Annotated in this window: 16 protein-coding genes; 6 read left to right on the forward strand and 10 right to left on the reverse strand. The window is 66.2% G+C overall.

Annotated features, from left to right (window positions below; all coding sequences use genetic code 11):
- Nucleotides 1-18: 18 nt before the first annotated feature.
- Complete coding sequence (locus J6595_RS04350) at nucleotides 19-600, reverse strand: histidine phosphatase family protein (RefSeq protein WP_245197604.1); 582 nt, start codon at nucleotides 598-600, stop codon at nucleotides 19-21.
- Between the two features lie 223 nt (nucleotides 601-823).
- On the opposite strand from J6595_RS04350, the gene argB reads away from it, so the two are divergent.
- A complete protein-coding gene (argB, locus tag J6595_RS04355) occupies nucleotides 824-1717 on the forward strand; it encodes an acetylglutamate kinase (RefSeq protein ID WP_209593218.1) in 894 nt (297 codons plus the stop codon).
- Between the two features lie 397 nt (nucleotides 1718-2114).
- Here the strand turns inward: argB and ampH are convergent, their stop codons facing one another.
- Together ampH and J6595_RS04365 are read right to left on the reverse strand one after the other, a co-directional pair.
- The gene (gene ampH, locus J6595_RS04360) at nucleotides 2115-3218 is read right to left on the reverse strand and encodes a D-alanyl-D-alanine-carboxypeptidase/endopeptidase AmpH (protein ID WP_245197605.1); all 1104 of its coding nucleotides are present in this window, start codon (nucleotides 3216-3218) and stop codon (nucleotides 2115-2117) included.
- Nucleotides 3219-3401: 183 nt separating this feature from the next.
- Nucleotides 3402-4571, reverse strand: coding sequence for a M20 aminoacylase family protein (locus J6595_RS04365; RefSeq protein ID WP_209593220.1), 1170 nt, complete (start codon nucleotides 4569-4571; stop codon nucleotides 3402-3404).
- A 259-nt stretch (nucleotides 4572-4830) separates the two neighbouring features.
- Here J6595_RS04365 and J6595_RS04370 point away from each other — a divergent pair, with 259 nt between their 5' ends.
- Both J6595_RS04370 and J6595_RS04375 read left to right on the forward strand, forming a co-directional pair.
- On the forward strand, nucleotides 4831-6411 hold the full coding sequence (locus tag J6595_RS04370) for a D-alanyl-D-alanine carboxypeptidase family protein (RefSeq protein ID WP_342453087.1): 1581 nt from the start codon (nucleotides 4831-4833) through the stop codon (nucleotides 6409-6411).
- Nucleotides 6412-6420: 9 nt separating this feature from the next.
- Nucleotides 6421-7644: a CobW family GTP-binding protein gene (locus J6595_RS04375; RefSeq protein WP_209593221.1), complete on the forward strand. Its 1224-nt coding sequence runs from the start codon at nucleotides 6421-6423 to the stop codon at nucleotides 7642-7644.
- 37 nt (nucleotides 7645-7681) lie between these two features.
- On the opposite strand, the gene J6595_RS04380 is transcribed toward J6595_RS04375, so the two are convergent.
- Nucleotides 7682-7951, reverse strand: coding sequence for a sulfurtransferase TusA family protein (locus tag J6595_RS04380; protein WP_342453088.1), 270 nt, complete (start codon nucleotides 7949-7951; stop codon nucleotides 7682-7684).
- A gap of 81 nt (nucleotides 7952-8032) precedes the next feature.
- Here J6595_RS04380 and J6595_RS04385 point away from each other — a divergent pair, with 81 nt between their 5' ends.
- The 3 genes from J6595_RS04385 to aroQ all read left to right on the forward strand — a co-directional run bounded on the left by J6595_RS04385 (nucleotide 8033) and on the right by aroQ (nucleotide 10637).
- The gene (locus J6595_RS04385) at nucleotides 8033-8587 is read left to right on the forward strand and encodes a DUF924 family protein (protein WP_209593222.1); all 555 of its coding nucleotides are present in this window, start codon (nucleotides 8033-8035) and stop codon (nucleotides 8585-8587) included.
- 184 nt (nucleotides 8588-8771) lie between these two features.
- On the forward strand, nucleotides 8772-10109 hold the full coding sequence (locus J6595_RS04390) for a GNAT family N-acetyltransferase (protein ID WP_245197606.1): 1338 nt from the start codon (nucleotides 8772-8774) through the stop codon (nucleotides 10107-10109).
- A 69-nt stretch (nucleotides 10110-10178) separates the two neighbouring features.
- Nucleotides 10179-10637, forward strand: a complete 459-nt coding sequence (aroQ, locus tag J6595_RS04395; protein WP_209593223.1) for a type II 3-dehydroquinate dehydratase — start codon at nucleotides 10179-10181, stop codon at nucleotides 10635-10637.
- Nucleotides 10638-10923: 286 nt separating this feature from the next.
- On the opposite strand, the gene J6595_RS04400 is transcribed toward aroQ, so the two are convergent.
- The 6 genes from J6595_RS04400 to hemC form a co-directional block, all read right to left on the reverse strand.
- The gene (locus J6595_RS04400) at nucleotides 10924-11688 is read right to left on the reverse strand and encodes a glutamine amidotransferase (RefSeq protein ID WP_245197607.1); all 765 of its coding nucleotides are present in this window, start codon (nucleotides 11686-11688) and stop codon (nucleotides 10924-10926) included.
- A gap of 514 nt (nucleotides 11689-12202) precedes the next feature.
- On the reverse strand, nucleotides 12203-12667 hold the full coding sequence (locus J6595_RS04405) for a tellurite resistance TerB family protein (RefSeq protein WP_209593225.1): 465 nt from the start codon (nucleotides 12665-12667) through the stop codon (nucleotides 12203-12205).
- 73 nt (nucleotides 12668-12740) lie between these two features.
- Nucleotides 12741-14405, reverse strand: coding sequence for a heme biosynthesis protein HemY (locus J6595_RS04410; RefSeq protein WP_209593226.1), 1665 nt, complete (start codon nucleotides 14403-14405; stop codon nucleotides 12741-12743).
- A 15-nt stretch (nucleotides 14406-14420) separates the two neighbouring features.
- Nucleotides 14421-16238: a mitofilin family membrane protein gene (locus J6595_RS04415; RefSeq protein WP_209593227.1), complete on the reverse strand. Its 1818-nt coding sequence runs from the start codon at nucleotides 16236-16238 to the stop codon at nucleotides 14421-14423.
- A 217-nt stretch (nucleotides 16239-16455) separates the two neighbouring features.
- Nucleotides 16456-17166, reverse strand: a complete 711-nt coding sequence (locus tag J6595_RS04420) for a uroporphyrinogen-III synthase (RefSeq protein ID WP_209593228.1) — start codon at nucleotides 17164-17166, stop codon at nucleotides 16456-16458.
- A gap of 17 nt (nucleotides 17167-17183) precedes the next feature.
- Complete coding sequence (hemC, locus tag J6595_RS04425; protein WP_245197608.1) at nucleotides 17184-18119, reverse strand: hydroxymethylbilane synthase; 936 nt, start codon at nucleotides 18117-18119, stop codon at nucleotides 17184-17186.
- Nucleotides 18120-18129: the final 10 nt, after the last annotated feature.

Below are 18129 nucleotides of genomic sequence, written 5' to 3' on the forward strand. Positions count from 1 at the left end.
CATTCGCAGACAGTGTTGCTACTCTGTCCGGATCCGCCCTTCGACGCTCACCTTGCCATCGTCGCCCAGCCTGATTACCACGATCTCGCCCGACGACGGATAGACGCCAGTCAGCGCCGTGATATTCACCTGATGCGAGACCAGCACCGCCTTCTGACCCGCCATATCCAGAGCCGTGATCCGCTGCTTCAGCGCCGCCGTCTGGGCCTTACGGTCACCTCGCCCGGCAAAGAACGAGTTCAGCGCCGGCTCGTCCTCGACCGGCCGGTATCTTAGCTGGTCCGCCGTATCCCTTGCCCGGCACCATTGGCTGGTAAGGACGACATCGATCGGCACGGCGTTGTCCTTCAGCTCCTCACCGATCCGCGCCGCCTGCGCGCGTCCCCCTGCGGACAGGTTGCGCTGGGTCTTGCAGTCACCGAGCGTGAAGTTCGAAGGGTCTCCCGTGCCCGGTGCAATGGCGTGGCGCATCAAGATGTGCGTGCCCTCGGCCCGCGCAGCGCCCCAGGCGTCCTGAGCGGCTGCCGCGCCAGAAAGCATCGGCGCAAGGAGCATCGCAAGCCCCGCCGCCAGGATCGTTCGCCTCACAATTCGCATCATCGAAAATCTCCCGCTTGCGCCGTTTTAGCCTCGGTCTCGACGCTTCAAGTCGGGCGCTGCGCCGCCCCGCCCAGCCATGCGCCTCCAACGATCGCGTGAGGTCTTGCGTGATCACCGCGCGCCCGCGATCGCGACAGGCTTTGCCAAGGGCTGTTCCGCTCCTTCGCGTTTCACGCTAGAAGCCGCGCCAGACGAACGATCTTCGATGCCATCGGAGCCAGCCATGAGCGAAACAAACGACAATGGCGAGTCCCGCGCCCGGGTTCTCGCCGAGGCCCTGCCCTTCATGCAGGCCTATGAGAACAGGACCGTCGTCGTGAAATATGGCGGCCATGCCATGGGCGATCCGACGCTCGGCCAGGCCTTTGCCCGCGACATCGCCCTGTTGAAGCAATCCGGCGTCAATCCGATCGTGGTTCATGGCGGCGGGCCGCAGATCGGCCGGATGCTCACCCAGATGGGCATCGAATCGCGCTTCGAGGGCGGGCTTCGCGTCACCGACGCCGAGACGGTGAAGATCGTCGAGATGGTGCTGGCCGGCTCGATCAACAAGGAAATCGTCGCGCTGATCAATGCCGAGGGCGAATGGGCGATCGGCCTTTGCGGCAAGGACGGCAACATGGTCTTCGCCGAAAAGGCCAAGAAGACCGTGATCGATCCCGACAGCCATATCGAGCGCGTTCTCGATCTCGGCTACGTCGGCGAGCCCGTCGAGGTCGATCGCACGCTGCTCGATCTTCTGGCGCGCTCGGAGATGATCCCGGTGATCGCGCCGGTGGCGCCCGGCCGGGACGGGGCGACCTACAACATCAATGCCGACACCTTCGCCGGCGCCATCGCCGGCGCGCTGGAGGCCTCGCGCCTGCTCTTCCTCACCGACGTTCCCGGCGTCCTCGACAAACAGGGCGAGCTGATCAAGGAACTGTCGGTCTCGGAAGCCAAAAGCCTCATGCGCAACGGCACGATCACCGGCGGCATGATTCCCAAGGTCGAGACCTGCATCGAGGCGATCGAGCGCGGCGTCGAGGGTGTCGTCATCCTCAACGGCAAGACCCAGCACGCCGTCCTGCTCGAACTTTTGACCGAGCACGGCGCAGGAACGCTGATCGTGAAGTGAGGGCGGCGGAGAAGTTCTGAACGGCAGACTCCCCCGCGATGCCCTGCTCGGAAGGGCCCGAGACCGCATCGGCCTGCAGGGCTTAAAGCGCTGGGGTCGGCGTTACCACAGCCGGTCGGCCGGAAACGGACCGCCACACTCGACGCAGCGTCATGCTCGGGCCTGTCCCGAGGATCTCCTGCGAGGTCCGCAACAGAAGCGTCGAACGGCGCCCGGCCGCTTGCGGTCAGGCCTTCACCAAACGGCGGTAGATCCTCGGGACAAGCCCGAGGATGACGAAGTGAAGGAGTGGCGACTAGCTTCGTCCCCGCGCGGTAACGGCGGCGGCCGTAGCCAAATCTTCGCCAGAGAGATGAGCTGCGGCGCTGGCTCCAGTTTCACTCGCCGGCGCAGCCGATCACCGCGGCGCGAGGGTTGCGATGAGGTGGTTGACGACGCTCGCCATCTCCACCGAGGCGGCGAAGTCGAACTTGTTGATCGCCATGAAGACGCCGACCCCGCGTGTCGGGGCGAAGGCGAGGTAGCTGAAGACGCCGTTGGTGCCGCCGGCCTTCTGGATGATCAGCGGCCGGTCGTCCTTTGGCATCATCACCACCCAGCCGAGCCCCATCGCGTCCATGTGGCCGGATTCGTCGAGGCCCGAGACCGGATCGAGACCATCGCGAATGACGTAGCCGGCATGGCTGAGCGTGCGCATTTCGGCGTTTTCGCCGAAGCGATCGAGGTTCCATTGCAGATAGCGCAGCATGTCGGCGGCGGTGGTGTAAAGGCCGGATGCGCCGGCGCGGTTGGGGATCGGGGCGCCCGGATCCATCTCGTTGTCGTTCCAGTCGTAGCCGACCATGCGCACCGCATCGTCCGGCCGGTCATATCCGGTCTCTGCAAGGCCGATCGGATCGAGCACGGTCTCTTTCAACAGCGCGGCGTAGGGCATGTCCGCCGCGCCGGAAAGCGCCCTCGCCAGAAGGTCGAAGCCGACATTGGAATAAAGCAGGCCGCGGCCCGGCCTGAACAACAGGGCATCGTCGCCAAGATTGCCCGCAAAGGACGCGTCGCTGTACTTCTCGGCGTCCGCAACGGGGTTCAGTTCCCGCGGAAATCCGCTCGAATGGGTGGCGAGATCGACGAAGCGAACCGCCTGCCCGCCCCGCTCGGGGAAGGTCTCGACGAGATCGACATGCGGCGCCACCGGCCCCGTCAAAAGGACGGTTCCATCGGCGGCGAGCCCGGCGAGCGTCATGCCGGTGAAGGTCTTGGTGATCGAACCGACGCCGATCCGGGTCGTTTCGCCCGGCTCCACGCCGTTGCCCCTGGCCGTCTCGCCGAAACCGAAGACGGCGGTTTCGCCGTTTCTGACGGCGGCGATCACCAGCCCCGGAACGCCGGTCTGGAGATGAAAGATCTGGCCGGTGAACTCGACCGCCTCTTCGAGCAGCGGGTCGTTGGCAAAAGCCGGGCCCGCAAGAAGGCTCATCATTGCGGCGGCTAGGAAGCATCTCATGCGCAGACCTCGTTTCGACAGCATCGCAACCAGGGGCCACGATGACCCTCAACGACCCGCAGAGTTTGCACGACGTCAGGCGCCGGCGTCACCCCCTTAATCGCACCGGGCCCGCGCTGAGGGAGCGCGGAGTTAATCAAGGCTCAACGCATATCCGCGCTTTGCAGCACGCACCGCCGGCCGTCACCCTGCCGGGAGCGCCCTTTCCACCAGCCGCACCCAGTAGGCCGCCCCCAGCACCAGCGCCTCGTCGTTGAAGTCGTAGGTCGCCGTGTGCAGCCCGGAGGAGTCGCCATTGCCGATGAAGACGTAGGCGCCGGGCTTTTCCTCCAGCATGTAGGAGAAGTCCTCGCCGGCCAGAAGCGGCGGAGCGTTCGGATCGACATTGGCGGCGCCGACGACATCCATTGCGACATTGGCGCAGAAGTCACTCTCGGCCGCGTCGTTGATGGTGACGGGATAGTTCCGGTCCCAGGCGATCACGGCCTCGAGGCCATGGGCGGCGGCGATGCCCGCCGAGACTTCGCGGATCCGTGTCTCGGCGAGGTCGCGCATGGCGGGATCAAGGGCGCGGACCGTGCCGGAGACTTCGGCCGCCTCGGGAATGACGTTGTGGGCGTAGCCGCCGTGGAACTGCGTGACCGAGACGACGAGGGAGGCGAGCGGATCGGCGTTGCGCGAGACGATCGCCTGCAGCGCCTGGACGAGAGCGGCGCCGGCAAGGATGGGATCGGCCGAGCGATGGGGCATCGCGGCATGGCCGCCGCGGCCCTTCAACGTGATTGCGAACTCGTCGGTCGAGGCCATGATCGCGCCCTGGCGCATGCCGAACCGGCCGACCGGCAGGCCGGGAAGATTGTGCATGCCATAGACCCTTGTGACCGGATAGCGCTCGAAGAGGCCGTCCTCGATCATCGCCTTGCCGCCGGCGCCGCCCTCTTCCGCCGGCTGGAAGATCAGCGCCACCGTGCCGGAAAAGCCGCGCGTCTCGCACAGGCTCTTCGCCGCGCCCAGAAGCATCGCCATGTGCCCGTCATGGCCACAGGCATGCATCGTGCCGGGGCGCCCCGACGCATAGTCTAGCCCGGTTTCCTCGAGGATCGGCAGGGCGTCCATATCGGCCCTGAGCCCGATCATCCCGCCATTCGGCCCATCGCGGCCGTGAATCAGCCCGACGACACCGGTGCGCCCGATCCCCGTCGTCACCTCGTCGCAGCCGACCTCCCGCAGGCGGGCGGCGACGAAGGCGGCGGTGTCGTCGAGGTCGTAGAGAAGCTCGGGCGTTTGGTGCAAAGCTCTGCGCCAGGCTTCGATCTCTGGTCTTAGGGCGGCGATTCGGTTACTGACAGGCATGATCCGTTTCCGTTCGAGGCTAGGTCCGCTTGGGCCTTTATGGGGCAGTCGATCCGTGAAAGATGGGCCGCCTGCGTTAGATAAGGCGAGCCGCAACGATCATGGCCGCGTTCGGCCGTCCGGCGGAGGATGTGGCATCAGCCGCGGCCCGCGCCGTCGGCCAAGCGGCCTTTCGCAGTGCGACATGCACGAGGCGCCCTGTCAACAGAGCGAAGACCGCGCGATCGGCCTGGGCGGCGCGCAGTTCAGGGAGAAATGCGTGGTGAGATCGCCGCTCGGACAACGGCTCGCAAGCCTCCTCGGCGGCGCGATCCTCGCTGTGGCGCTCGCCTTGCCTGCGGGGCCGGCCGCGGCGAAGGCGCCGCCCGCATCACAGGCCGTCGTCCCGACACCGAAGCCATCCGTCGAGGCCGCGGCCTCGAACGACGAGGATTCGGCCGACGACGGCGAAAGCGCTTCCGAGGCGGCTGACCCTGCCTCTGCCGGGACGCCCGCCCCTGCGGCAGATGCGCCCGCCGCTGAAGAACCGCGCTATACGATGGCGAGCATCGTCGTCGATTTCGCGACCGGCAAGGTGCTGTCGCAAAAGGACGCCACGCAACACCGCTATCCGGCCTCGACGACCAAGCTGATGACCGCCTATCTCGCCCTGAAGGCCCTTGGCGAGAACAGGGTCGCGCTGGATTCGCCGGTCATCGTCACACGCACGGCGGCGAGCCAGGCACCATCGAAGATGGGCTACCCTCCGGGGTCGGTGATCCGGCTCGACAATGCCCTGAAGATGATGCTGGTCAAATCGGCGAACGACATCGCCGTGGCGATCGGCCAGAGCCTTGCCGGCGGTTCGGAGGAAGGGTTCGTCGCGATGATGAATGCCGAGGCCAGACGGCTCGGCATGCACGACACGCACTTCATCAATCCGAACGGCCTGCCGGGCGACGGCCAATATTCCTCGGCCCGCGACCTGGCCCTGCTGGCGATCCACATCCGTCGCGAGTTCCCCGCCTTCACCGGCTATTTCGATATCGAGGCGATCAGCAACGGCCGGTCGCTGATGAGGAACGGCAACAAGCTGCTCGGCCGCTTCGACGGCGCCAACGGCATGAAGACCGGCTATATCTGCGCCTCGGGCTTCAACCTCGTCTCCTCGGCGACGCGAAACGGCCGCACTCTCGTCGCCGTCGTTCTCGGCGCCAACGGCACGATCGAGCGCGAGCGCCTGTCCGCCGCGATTCTCGAGGCCGGCTTTGAGACCGATCCGGCCATCAAGACACAGACGATCGAGGATCTTCCCTCGACCCCGAGCCAGGTCGTCGATCTCTCGGACTACATCTGCTCGAGGGAGGGGCGCACGGCACGGGCCAATGATCGGCTTGAGGAACGCAACCGGGACCAGTTCTACGGCTCGCCCTATCTGACCGAGATGAAGCGGCCACCCGTCACGGTGAAGGTCGGACTGGGCGGCGCCGCCGGCAACGATGTCGTCGCGGCGGGTATCTCGGTCATCGAGAATTACGGCATTCCGATCCCGACCCCGCGGCCGACGCCGGAGCCCCCCGTCGCAAGCGCCGCCGCGGAGGAGGATACGCCGCAGCCCGGAACGGATGCAGCGCCTGCCGAGGAAAGCGAACTGCCGGGATCCGGCGCCCGGCAGCCGGACAAGACGCCGGCGGCGGTCAACGCCTATAGCGGCGGCCAGGAGAGCAGGCTCCGCTTTCCCCTCGGTGTCCAAAGCCCGATGGCAATCCGCGGACCACGCCTCGACATCGGCGCACATCGCGATCTTCGTCCCACCGCGTTCGGAAACCAGCGCGACGCGCCAGACCAGGGCGCGGATTAGGCATCGATCATGATCTCGCAGAATCCGGCGGCCCGGCCGCCCATCCGCCTCACCCTGCTGACCGGATTTCTCGGCGCCGGCAAGACGAGCCTTCTCAACCGGCTGATCGGCGATCCGGCCCTTGAGAACGCCGCCGTCGTCGTCAACGAGTTCGGCGAGGCGGCGATCGATCCGCTGCTGATCGAGGCCGTCTCCAGCGACGGGGTGATTTCGCTGTCCAATGGCTGCCTGTGTTGCACCGTGCGCGGCGAACTCGTCGATACGCTGAGCGATCTGGCGACGGGACGCGAGGATACCGGCCGGTCGCCGCCCAAACGTGTGGTCGTCGAGACGACCGGTCTCGCCGACCCCGGCCCGATTCTCGCGGCGATCATGTCCCACCCCATCCTGTCGGAGACCTATTCGCTCGACGGTGTCGTCACGGTGGTGGACGCCGCCAACGGGCGAAGGACGCTCGCTGCCCATCTCGACAGCCGCCGGCAGGTCGCGGTCGCCGACCGGATCGTCGTGACCAAGAGTGATCTCGTCTCCGCCGACGTGGTAGCCGGACTCGGCGAAGCGCTTCGCCGCATCAATCCGCGCGCCCCGATCGTCGACGCGGCAACGATCGACGGTGCCGAGGGCATCCTCGTTGGATGCGGTCTCGCCGATGCCCTGTCACGCGGCGACGGTGTCGGGGGCTGGCTCGGCGAGGTTCAGCGGGCGGCCGGCGCAACGAGCGCGGCAAGCTTCGGGCGAGCGACCGACGCGACCGATGCATCCGACCACGCCCATGACGGAGCCCATGGGAGCGAGGTGGACAATCACCATCATCATCACGGGCATCAGCATCACGACCATGAGCACCGCCACGACGGCATCCGCTCTTTCTCGCTGGAGACCGACAGGCCGATCCCCTTCGACGCGATTGCAAGCTTTCTGGAGATCCTCACCCAGACGGCGGGCCAGACCATCCTGAGGATGAAAGGCATCGTGCTTCTCGCCGAAAATCCCCAGCGTCCGCTGGTGCTGCATGGCGTTCAGGGGTTTCTTCACCCGCCCGTGCAACTTGCAAGCTGGCCGGGAGACACGGAGCCGAAGACGCGGATCGTTCTGATCGGCCAGGGATTGGAGGAGCGCTACGCCCGCGATCTCTTTTCGGCGTTCACCGGGGGCGTTGCGCCCGACACGGCCGACCGCGCCGCCATCGAAGCCAATCCCCTCGCCATCCCCGGCATGCGCTTCGGCGGCTGAGGGGCTCTGGCGCCGCTCCTTGCGGCGACGACCATGGTCACTCCATGCCGGCGACGATTTCGAATTGCATGGCGCCGGCCTCGCTGCGGGTTTTGACGAGCCGATGCCCATCCTCGCTGCACAGATGCGCGATGTCGATCGCCGCCAGAGGATCGTCCGCAAGCACGATCAGCCGCTCGCCAAGGGCCATGGCGTTCAGACTCTTGCGGGTTCGAAGGGCCGGCAGCGGGCAGCGCAGCCCGCGCAGGTCGAGTTCCCGAACCGCAGCGTCTCGCCCACCCGTCGGAATTTTCCCGGACAGATCCACTGTGATGCTCCGCCAGCGTGCCTATGTCTTGAACGCGCATCATAGCCGATGCGCCCCAACCCCTCGCGAGAAAACTGCGCCATGCCGCACCCCTACGCTCCCGATCCCCAGACCATCGTCGACTTCTGGCGCGAGGCAGGCCCCGAGCGCTGGTTCGGCAAGGACGACGACTTCGACGCGACCATCCGGCAGCGCTACGGCGATCTCTACGAGATGGCCGCGCGCGGCGAGCTCGATCACTGGGCGGAAGATGCCAACGGGGCTCTGGCGCTGATCATCCTTCTCGATCAGTTTCCGCGAAACATGTTCCGGTCTTCGCCACTTGCCTTCGCGACGGACGAAAAGGCCCTCGAGATCGCTCACACCGCCCTTTCGCGCGGCGATCACGAGACAGTTGCCGAAGATGTGAACCAGTTCCTCGCCATGCCGCTGATGCATTCCGAACAGCTATCCGATCAGGAGGAATGCGTCTCCTGGATGGAGCGGATCGGCGATCGCGACAATGTCGAATTCGCCGAAGAGCATCGCGAAATCATCGCCCGCTTCGGGCGTTTCCCGCATCGAAATCCGGTTCTCGGCCGTGAAACCACGGCGGCGGAACAGGCGTATCTCGATGCCGGCGGGTTCTCCGGCTGACATCAGGGTCGGACACAGCGGATATCCGTCAGTGGCCAAAACAGTTGCTGATATCTAGGATATTACGACGAAATGAGAGAGCAAGGCGATCTGTCGCGACAGAATCTTAAAATCTCTCTGCGAAAATCACCAGGACGGCCCCAATTGCGGAGCTACCTCCAGCGTGTAACCGAGTATACCTAGAATGGAGTCTGCAACCACCGGATTGGGCGACAGCACCGTGCGAGAGACATCGGGCATCTCCTTGCCAGGCGCGGCTGTCTCGGGCAACTCCCAGAACGATCCCCGGAATCCGCAGTCGCGCGAGCGTGGCGCCAGTCATTCCATGTCCACCGTCCTCGATCTTGCCGTTGCGCGCAGTGGCGGGAGCAGACGTTTCACGATCTACCGGCCGGAACAGGCCTTCGGACTGATCGACGAATTGCAGCATCTGTCGCGACGGTCGATCGAGCCGAACGTCTTCTTCGATCCGCAGTTCTTCGTGCCGGCCATGCCGCGTCTCGACGAACGGAGCGTCCGCCTCATGGTGCTGCGCGACGAAGGGCCGGAGCGAAGCAGGCTGCGGCTTCTGATGCCCTATACGATCGAGCGCTCGTTCGGTTTCAAAGGCGTTTCGACGATCCGGGCCTGGGTTCACCCGTTCGGCCGGCTCGGCACCCTCCCCCTCGACGGAGACGACCCGCAGGAGACGCTGCTCGGGTTCTTCGAAATGCTGGTCGCGCAAGAGGCGGGACTGCCGGATGTTCTGGTTCTGCCCGAGATCCACACCGACGGGCCCTTTTCAGCCGCGCTGCAGAGCGCGGCGGCATCCGCCGGCCTTCCCCTCCAGACGGTCGATGCGTTCGATCGCGCCGGGCTCGTGAAGGGTGACACGACGGACTACATGCGCACGACATGTGCCTCGCCCCGCCGCAGACGGGAGTTGCAGCGCCAGCGCCGTCTTCTCGAGGCGCACGGCCCCGTCCAGCTGCGTGTGTCGCGCGATCCCCCTTGCGTGCGGGCCGCACTCGAGGCGTTTCTGACGCTCGAGGCGAGCGGCTGGAAGGGCAAGGCCCGTAGCGCCATGGTGCTCGACCGCTACCGTGCCGCCTTCGCCCGGGAAGCCGTCAACGCGCTCGCCGAGCAAGGACGGGCGCGGATCTATTCGCTGCTCGTCGGCGAACGGCCGGTCGCAAGCCTCGTCCTTCTCGTCCAGGCCGGTCAGGCCTTTGCCTGGAAGACGGCCTATGACGAGAGCTTCGCCAAGGCCTCGCCGGGCCAGCAACTCGTCGACGAGACGACCAAGGCGCTGATCGCCGACCCGTCGATCAAGAGCGCCGATTCCTGCGCGATGCCCGACAATTTCATCATGAACCGGTTCTGGCCGGACCGTATTCCGGTCGCGACCTTTGTTCTGGGCCTGCGGCCAGACCGGGAGAAGGCCGTCGAGACCGCCGTCAGATCCATCGCGCGGCAGAAGCGCTCCCGAAATCTCGCGCGCATCGCCCGCGAATGGCTGGCCGACGCGCTATCGCGAAGCTGAGTGGTCAGAGGCGCGCCGCCTCCGGCCATCGATCTTGCCATAGCGGACCAGTTGCGTCTAATGCGGGCTATGACGACGATATTCTGCATCAACGGCCCGAATCTCAACCTCCTCGGCAAGCGCCAGCCCGAAGTCTATGGCTTCGAGACCCTGAAGGACGTCGAAACGCGGCTGACGAAACTGTCCGGCGAGCTCGGCCATGACCTTCGCTGCATGCAGTCGAACCGCGAATACGAAATCATCGACTGGATCCATGAGGCGCGCGAGGCGGCCGAGGCCATCGTCATCAATCCCGGCGCCTTCACCCACACGTCGGTCGCGGTTCTCGACGCGCTCAACGCCTATGACGGCGTCGTCTTCGAGGTGCATATCTCGAACATCCACAAGCGCGAAAGCTTCCGCCACCACTCCTTCGTCTCGGGCAGAGCGGAGGGCGTGATCGCCGGATTCGGCACCAGGGGCTACGACTTCGCGCTAACCCGCGCCGTCGAACTCATCGCTGCAAAGACGTCGCCGGATCGGCAGTAGCAAGACCACCGGCCGCCCAATTCTCGGCGACCGGCTCGTGCTCGTTGCGCCTGGACGCTCCGAAGGAAATCGGCCCAAGCGGCATAAAGCAGTTCAAGTGAAAGCCGATTCGGCTTTCACTTGCGGACATTGCGACCTGACTACAGCATCGGGCGATAACTTCGCATCGCTCGATGCTGTATATTCTCGCTGGCGCGCCGGCTTTTCGCAAAACCGGATTCCACTTTTTCGCCCGGCGCTCTGAGCGATGTGAATTTCAGGGCAACCCGTCTTCGCCGGAAGCGCTCTACCGGCCCGTGACCTTGCGGCCGAAGGCCCGCGCCAGAAAAGCTTCCAGCCAGCGCAGGACCGGCGGGTCATAGATGCCGCGGCCATCGAAATGCGCACGCCTCCCCTGCGCTCCGGGCAGCCGCAGCCGCTCGTGGCCGCGGGTCGTCCAGCGATACATCATCGCCAGGGTCAGTTCGGCGTGGAACTGCACGGCAAAGGCCGCGGGGCCGTATTGGAACGCCTGGTTCGGATACCAGTCGCCCTCAGCGAGAAGGCTCGCACCATGCGGCAGGTCGAAGCCCTCGCGGTGCCACTGATAGATCATCCGGGGCCACTCCGGCACCAGCTGACGGCCCTTTTCGGTCGCACGCAGCGGATAGTAACCGACCTCCGCAAGGCCATCGGGATGGGAGCTGACGGTCGCGCCGAGATGCTTGGCGAGCATCTGCGCGCCGAGGCAGATCCCGAGGAACGGCCGCTCCTCCGACAGCGGCACCTGCAGCCAGTCCAGCTCGGTGCGCAGATAGTCGTCGCGGTCATTGGCGCTCGGCGGGCCGCCGAAGACGATCGCTCCGCGGTGGTCGTCGAGGCTTTCAGGGAGCGCCTCGCCCAGCACCGGGCGGCGAATATCGAGCCTGACGCCGTGCCGCTGGAGCACCTGCCCGACCCGGCCGGGGGTCGAGCTTTCCTGGTGGAGAACGACGAGGATGGGCCGCTCGTCGGCGCCATCCAGAACGTAGTCCGGCTGTCCCGAGGCGGGCTTTGCTGCCGTTTCGTTCATCAGTGAATGCTCGTGGAATGCCATGTTGTGGTGCCGCAACCTGTTCGTTGCACCGGAAAGTGTGTCGTGCGAATGCCCACGACCTACACTCGACGATGGGTCGAGACAAGCCAAGCAAGCCGCGTGCCGATTGGCTGGAAAGGTCGAGAACGCCGGCCAGTAGAGCGAGATGAGATGAACCTCGCTCTCACTGTGCGAGACGATCCTCTAGGGCCAGCCACGACCTGATCGAGACGGCGCAGCATTCGACGCTTCGTCATTCTCGGGCCCCGTCCCGAGAATCCAGAAACATTTGACACAACAGAAGCTTAACCGGCGCACTGGATGCTCGGGACGGGGCCCGAGCATGACGAGCGCGATAAAAGCGGACGCCTGATCTCAGACCGTCAGGCACTCGATATGCGCCGTTCGACGAAACCGTCTTGCACACTGGAGCCTCGCTCGACGTCGCGCTCTATCTCTTGCCAGGCATGGTCTTTTCCGAAAACCGGTTGCCAGTTTTCTTGACCATGCACTAGCGGTTCTGCCGTCCGGCCGCTTCCTGTTTCATCAGCATGCGCTCGCGGGTCGACACCCCCAGAAGCTCGGAGATCCGCCAGATGAGATTGTCTTCCAGCTCGTGCACCTCGCCATCGGCATAGGTCACCTCCCAAAGCAGTTCGACGAAGCGCACGCGGTGCTCCTCGGAAAGTTCCCGCTTGAGAATGGAGGTGAAGTGATAAAGATCGATCGACTGCTGGTCGGCCTGCTTGCCCTCCCTGGCAAGGCGCTCGGCCTCCTGGACGGACAGGCCGAACTCGTCGCCGAGAATATCGACGAGGCGGCTGCGCTCGGCATCCGTGACGATCCCGTCCGCCTCGATGATGTGAAAGAGCAGCGCTGCGCTCGCCACCCGAACGTCGTCCTCGCCCTGGGAGCGCTGATCCTCGTCGTCGGTGAGAGAGATGGCGCGAAAGAAGCCCTTGATCGAATCGAACATCCGTACCCGTCATTGAAGGGGTTGCAGTGGAGAGGCCGTCGGGGGCGCCATCAGACGCCCCGATCGCCCTCGATCAGCCGAACCGGGCTTCCTTGCGCTCTTCGCTCGTGCGCCCGAACTCCGACTTCGCCTGAGACTTGTCGGATTGCGGCTGCCCTTGCGAACCCGTGTGGGCGCCGTTCTTCGCCGCCTTCACGGCAGCGGGGTCTGGCGGCAGATATTTGGGAAGTGGCTCACCGGCCTTGCCCGACGCCGAGCTCTTTGTGGCGTTATCGGCGGTCGTCGGCGCCGGGGCGCCATCGCCCTTCCCGTCGTTCGCCTTGTCGGCCGAGGTCTTGGGATGTCCGGCCACCTGCGGCTTGCCGCCACCGGTCTTGGCGTTTGCGCCGGCATCGACCGTCTCGGCTGGCGCGGCGGTCTCTTCGAGCACATGAGCCTGCACCGCATGGGCGCGCTGCGGCGGCGCCTTCCACTCGAACGCGTCGAGCCGTCCGGTGACGGGTGAGACCGGCGCCCAGGTCTCGGAAACGACACCGTCGGCCGTCCAGGCGGGATCGCGCGGCGCGCGGATCGCCTTGGCCATCCACTCGCGCACCCGGCCGACCTCGCCGGTGTCCTCTTCCTCGATATCGGCAAGGAGCAGATAGACGCTTTCGCGCGGCTCGATTTCGGCGGCCTCGAGCGCCGACTTGCGCGCGAGCGTCAGGTCATGCGCATCGAGGGCGGCACGGGCGAGGCACAGGGACGATTCGACATTGCCGGGCCGAAGGGCCGCCAGATGCCGCGCCCGCTTGAGGCGATCGTCGACCGAATCGCCCGGCCTTGCCGAAACATAGGCATCTGCAACGTCCGGATGCGGCCCGTAGGTCCAGCTCTTTTCGAGAACCTTCACGCCCTTGCGCAGATCGCCGAGGCGGAAACACGCCTTCGCCGCCAACAGCGCGGCCGGCACCAGCTCCGGCGCGAGGCTGTGCGCCTCAAGAGCGGCCGACTTCGCAGCCTTGGGATCGGCCTCCACCCGGTCCATCGCCTTGGCGGTCAAAAGCACGGCGCGCGTGCGCCGGGATTCGTCGCGCTCGATCAGACGGGTGTTCTTCTGCGCCTCGAGAACCTCCATCGCGCCGTCCCAGTCGCCGGCATTGGATTTGCCCTCGAGAACGGCGCCGCCGGCCCAGGGCACATGCGGCGCGAGACGCACCGCCCGCTCGGCATAAAAGCGTGCCGCCTCGTCGTCGCCGACGCGCTCGGCTTCGAGATAAAGCCCGCGCATGGCCAGAAGCCGGGTCTCGGGGTCGCGCTCCATCGTCTGGAACACTGACCTTGCGTGGTCGTAGTCCCCCTCGATCATCGCGGTCTGGGCGTCGAGGAAGCGGATCAGCGGCTCCTTGCGCTGGTCGAGAAGCTTCTGGCTCTGCTTGGTCATGCGGCGCGCCAGGATCGCATCCCCGGCGCCGGCCGCGATGATGCCGCTCGACAGGGCGCTGTAGCCCTTGTCGCGGCGCCGCGTCTCGAACCAGCTATGGATCGTGTGGGGCGTGCGGAAGAAAGCCGAGATCAGCCAGACGACCAGCATCACCGCGACGACGAAAATGCCGAGCGCGATCAGGAAGATCATCAGGCTCGTCTGGACGGTCTGGCCCTGCCAGTCGAAGCTGACCGAACCGGGATTGTCGGCGAGCCAGCCGAAACCGAGCGATATGGCCAGGATGATGAGAAAGAATGCGAGAATGCGCAGCATGTATCTATCCTGGGGCTAACCCTGGTTGTCGGGTTCGGCGGCGGCCGGCGTGTCAGATGAAGCAGGCTGCGATCCGGTAAGAGCGCCCTCGAGGGTCGAAGCCACGATCCCCTGCGCCGTCATGCGGGCCTTCACCTTGTCGGCAAAATCGGCACTGACGGACTTGGCATCGTCGGGGAGCGTCTCCCACTCGGAAGAAAAGCCCTTCAGATCGCCGGAATCGATCGCAGCGTCGAGCCGGGCGAGGATCGCACTGTCACTCGTGTCGGACGGCGGCGGCGTCTTCGATGCACGAACCTGAACCAGCGAGCGGAGCCCGGCCAGCACCTGATCGCCGACGGGAGCGTTCGTTTGCGGTGGCGACAGTGCGGCCGCGATCTTCGTCTCGACATCGGGCCACTGCGCGGCGAGCTGACGCTCGGTGGGAACGCCATCGGCAGCAAAGGTCCTCAGGCTACCGGTCGCCTCGGTGGAACCGGCCGTCTCGGCGTAGGTCTCGAGCTGGCGGGCGAAAGGCCCGCCCGTATCGATCGAGGATTTCAGATTGGCCGCCGCAAGCGCGATCTCGGCCCGCTTGTTCGCGGCCTCGATCGCGGCAATGCGCTCCTGAAGATCGGACATGGCGTTGTCGACCTTGGAATTGGCAGAAGAGGCCGCCTCGTTCGCGGCACTCGCCGCGCTGGCGGCGGAATTTGCCTTATCCAGCGCCGACTGGGCCGTCGATTGTGCGGTGTTGGCGGTTTCGACAGCCCCTGACGCGGCCTGCCGCGACGCCTCGGCCGCCTGACTGGCCGCCGATGCCTGCTGCACCGCGTTCCCGGCGTCGGCGGAGGCCTTGTCGCTGGTCGCCTTGATGCCGGCGACGGCCTGCTGCGATGCCGTGGCGGTCTCGCTGGCCGTGTCGGCCGTCTGCTTGATCGCGGCAATATCCGCCGTCGTGCTTTCAAGCGCGGCGATGCGTTCTTCGATCGGCGCAAGATCGACCGTCCCGCCACCATTCCCGGCCGAAGCCGACAGCTCGTCGCGCAGCTTGGCGATCTCGGCCTGAACGTCGTCGACCGAAGACGCCGTCGCATAGTCGTTGTCGGCCGTCGCCGGCGCGTTGGTCGCGGCACCGCCCAAAAGACCATTCGCCGTCAGGATCCATGCACCGCCGAGCGCCAGCACCGCGCCTAGGACGGCGGCCCCCAGAACACCGCCCATGCCGACACCGCCCGAGCGATTGGGCGGTGGTGGCGAGCCGGGCATCGTGGTGCCCGTGGAGGTCGATGATGTTTTGCCAGCCGTACTGCCGGACGCGACGGAGGAAGCGCTCGAACACGCCTTGCCGCCTGCCGCGGCCGACGAGGCGGTCGCCGGCGTGGGCGTCGGTGACGGCGTGGCATCAGCGGCACGGGCCGACGAACTTCGCGCCTCGCTCTTGGCCGGCGCCCCGACCGGAGACGCCGCGGCAGACGACGCGGCGCCCGCGGGGCTGATGCTCGCAGCCGCCGTTCGCGACGGTCCGGCGAGCGGAGCTGCACCGCCGATGCGTCCCTTGTCGGGATTGGCGAGCGAGCTTGCGACGCCCGCCTTCGACGGCGCGCTCGCCATGGAAACACGGGACGCGGCGGCACTTGCGGCCGTGGCACTCGGGGCGGGCTTCGTCCCGCCGCCGCTCGCCGATGCGCGGGCAGGCGTCGTGAGATCGGCCTTCGCCGGAGCGACGGAGCCGGCTCCCGCCGGCGCGATGGCGGCGGCGCCCCCAACACTGCCGGCTGCGGGCGCGCGACCGGATGCGGGCCTGTCGGTCTTGGCGGCTTGCGCCGTCGTCGTCTTCTCGCCTTCGCTCACTGTCGCTTTCTTTTCCGCCTTGAGATCGATCGTCTGGCCACGCGTCTTGTTCGGTCGGGATCGCCGGGGACGATTGGTCATAGCGTCAGCTCCATGCTTGCGGTCCAGGAGGCACCTTCGCCGCTCATGTCCGGTGCCACCATTTCTTCCAAGCTCATTGGTCCTTCATTCGCACGCATGGCGCAAGCGCCGAGTTCACCTGCCAACGTCATGTAGGTTAGTCGATAAGTTCGAAAAGCGATGCAAGGCTCGACTTGGTCGAAATGGCCGCCCCCTCTCGCAGAGATTGCGGCAAAGCATCGCGAACACGGACGGACAGCGCCAGAAGGCGCGGCGACGGCCGGAACAGTTGCGGCATTTCGTCAGTGAGGCGGCCATAGCCTTCCGCCTGCCCGGCCGACAGAAGCAGCACGAAGTCCGGCGGACCACCGGCAAAGACGCTGCGCACGACGCCTTCGGACAGGCTGACCGGGACGATGTCGTAGACCTCCTCGATCACACACCGAATGCCGACCTTCGCAAGCGAGGCCTCGAGCGTACCGGTCCGGCGGCGGCCGGCGGCATAAAGCAGCGTCTCGCCTGCCTTGATCCCGGCGCTAAGCGCCAACTCGCCCATCGACGACGCAGCCCCACCTGCGACGTGAACATTGCCGAAACCCGCAGCTTCGCCGGCAAGAGCGGTCGCCGCACCGACGGCGAGCAGCGGGCGCCCATCCCCCGCAAACCGCTTGCCGAGCGCCGGAACGGCCCGGGCGCTCGTTGCGGCAAAACCGGCAAGGTCATCGGCCTCGAAGGCTCCACCCCGGCCCGGATCGAGATCCACCGTGCGTTCGAGCGGCAGGATCAAAGGCTGGTGGCCGAGGCCGGCAAGGGTGACGGCGGTCCGCTCCGCCTCCGCGGCCTCACGCAGGATCAGGACGCGCGACAAGGCAGCCTCCCCGGTCCTCAGCCGGCCCAGCCGTCGAAGAAGCCGGGGCCGGCAGCCTCCAAAACCGTCCGGCCCGCAAGTCTGCCGATCAGCTCGGCATCCTCGACGACGCCTTCGCGGCGCGTTTCGTGCATCTCGCTGCCGTCGGGCGTCAGAATCACGCCGTGCAGCGACAAGGTCCCGTCGCCGGCGATCCTGGCATGAGCGGCAATCGGGGTGCGACACGACCCGTCGAGCTCGGCCAGAAAGGCGCGCTCGGCGGTCAAAGCGATCGTCGTCGGCCGGTCGGAAATCGCTTCGACCAGCCGTTTCACCCTCTCGTCGCCGATCCGGCTTTCGATGCAGATCGCTCCCTGCCCCGGAGCCGGCGGAAAAACCTCGGGATCGAGGATCTCGGTCGCCAGATGCTGCATGTCCATCCGATTGAGGCCGGCCATGGCGAGCAGTGTGCCGTCGGCCTGCCCTTCCTCCAGCTTCCTCAGCCGGGTCTGCACGTTGCCGCGAAAGATGATGACGTCGAGATCGGGGCGCATGCGTTTCAGCATCGCCTGCCGCCGCAGCGACGCGGAGCCGATCGTCGCGCCCTCTGGAAGCTCGGCGATCGTCTTCGCCGCACGGCCGATGAAGACGTCGCGCACGTCCTCACGCGGCAGAAAGGCCGAAATTTCCAGACCGTCCGGCAAGCCCGTCGCCATGTCCTTCGACGAGTGCACGGCGAGGTCGATCCGGTCATCGAGGAGCGCCGCCTCGATCTCCTTGGTGAAAAGCCCCTTGCCGCCGACCTCGGAAAGCGGCCGGTCGAGAATGCGGTCGCCCGAGGTCGAGATGACGTCGATCGAGAAGGCGTCCTCCGGCAGGTCGTGCGCCGCCATCAGCCGGGCGCGAACCTCGCTGGCCTGAGCCAGCGCCAGCTGGCTGCCGCGCGTCCCGATTCGGATTTTCGTATCGCTCAAGCTCACTCCC

The organism is Jiella mangrovi, assembly GCF_017815135.1.
Lineage (GTDB): Bacteria > Pseudomonadota > Alphaproteobacteria > Rhizobiales > Rhizobiaceae > Jiella > Jiella mangrovi.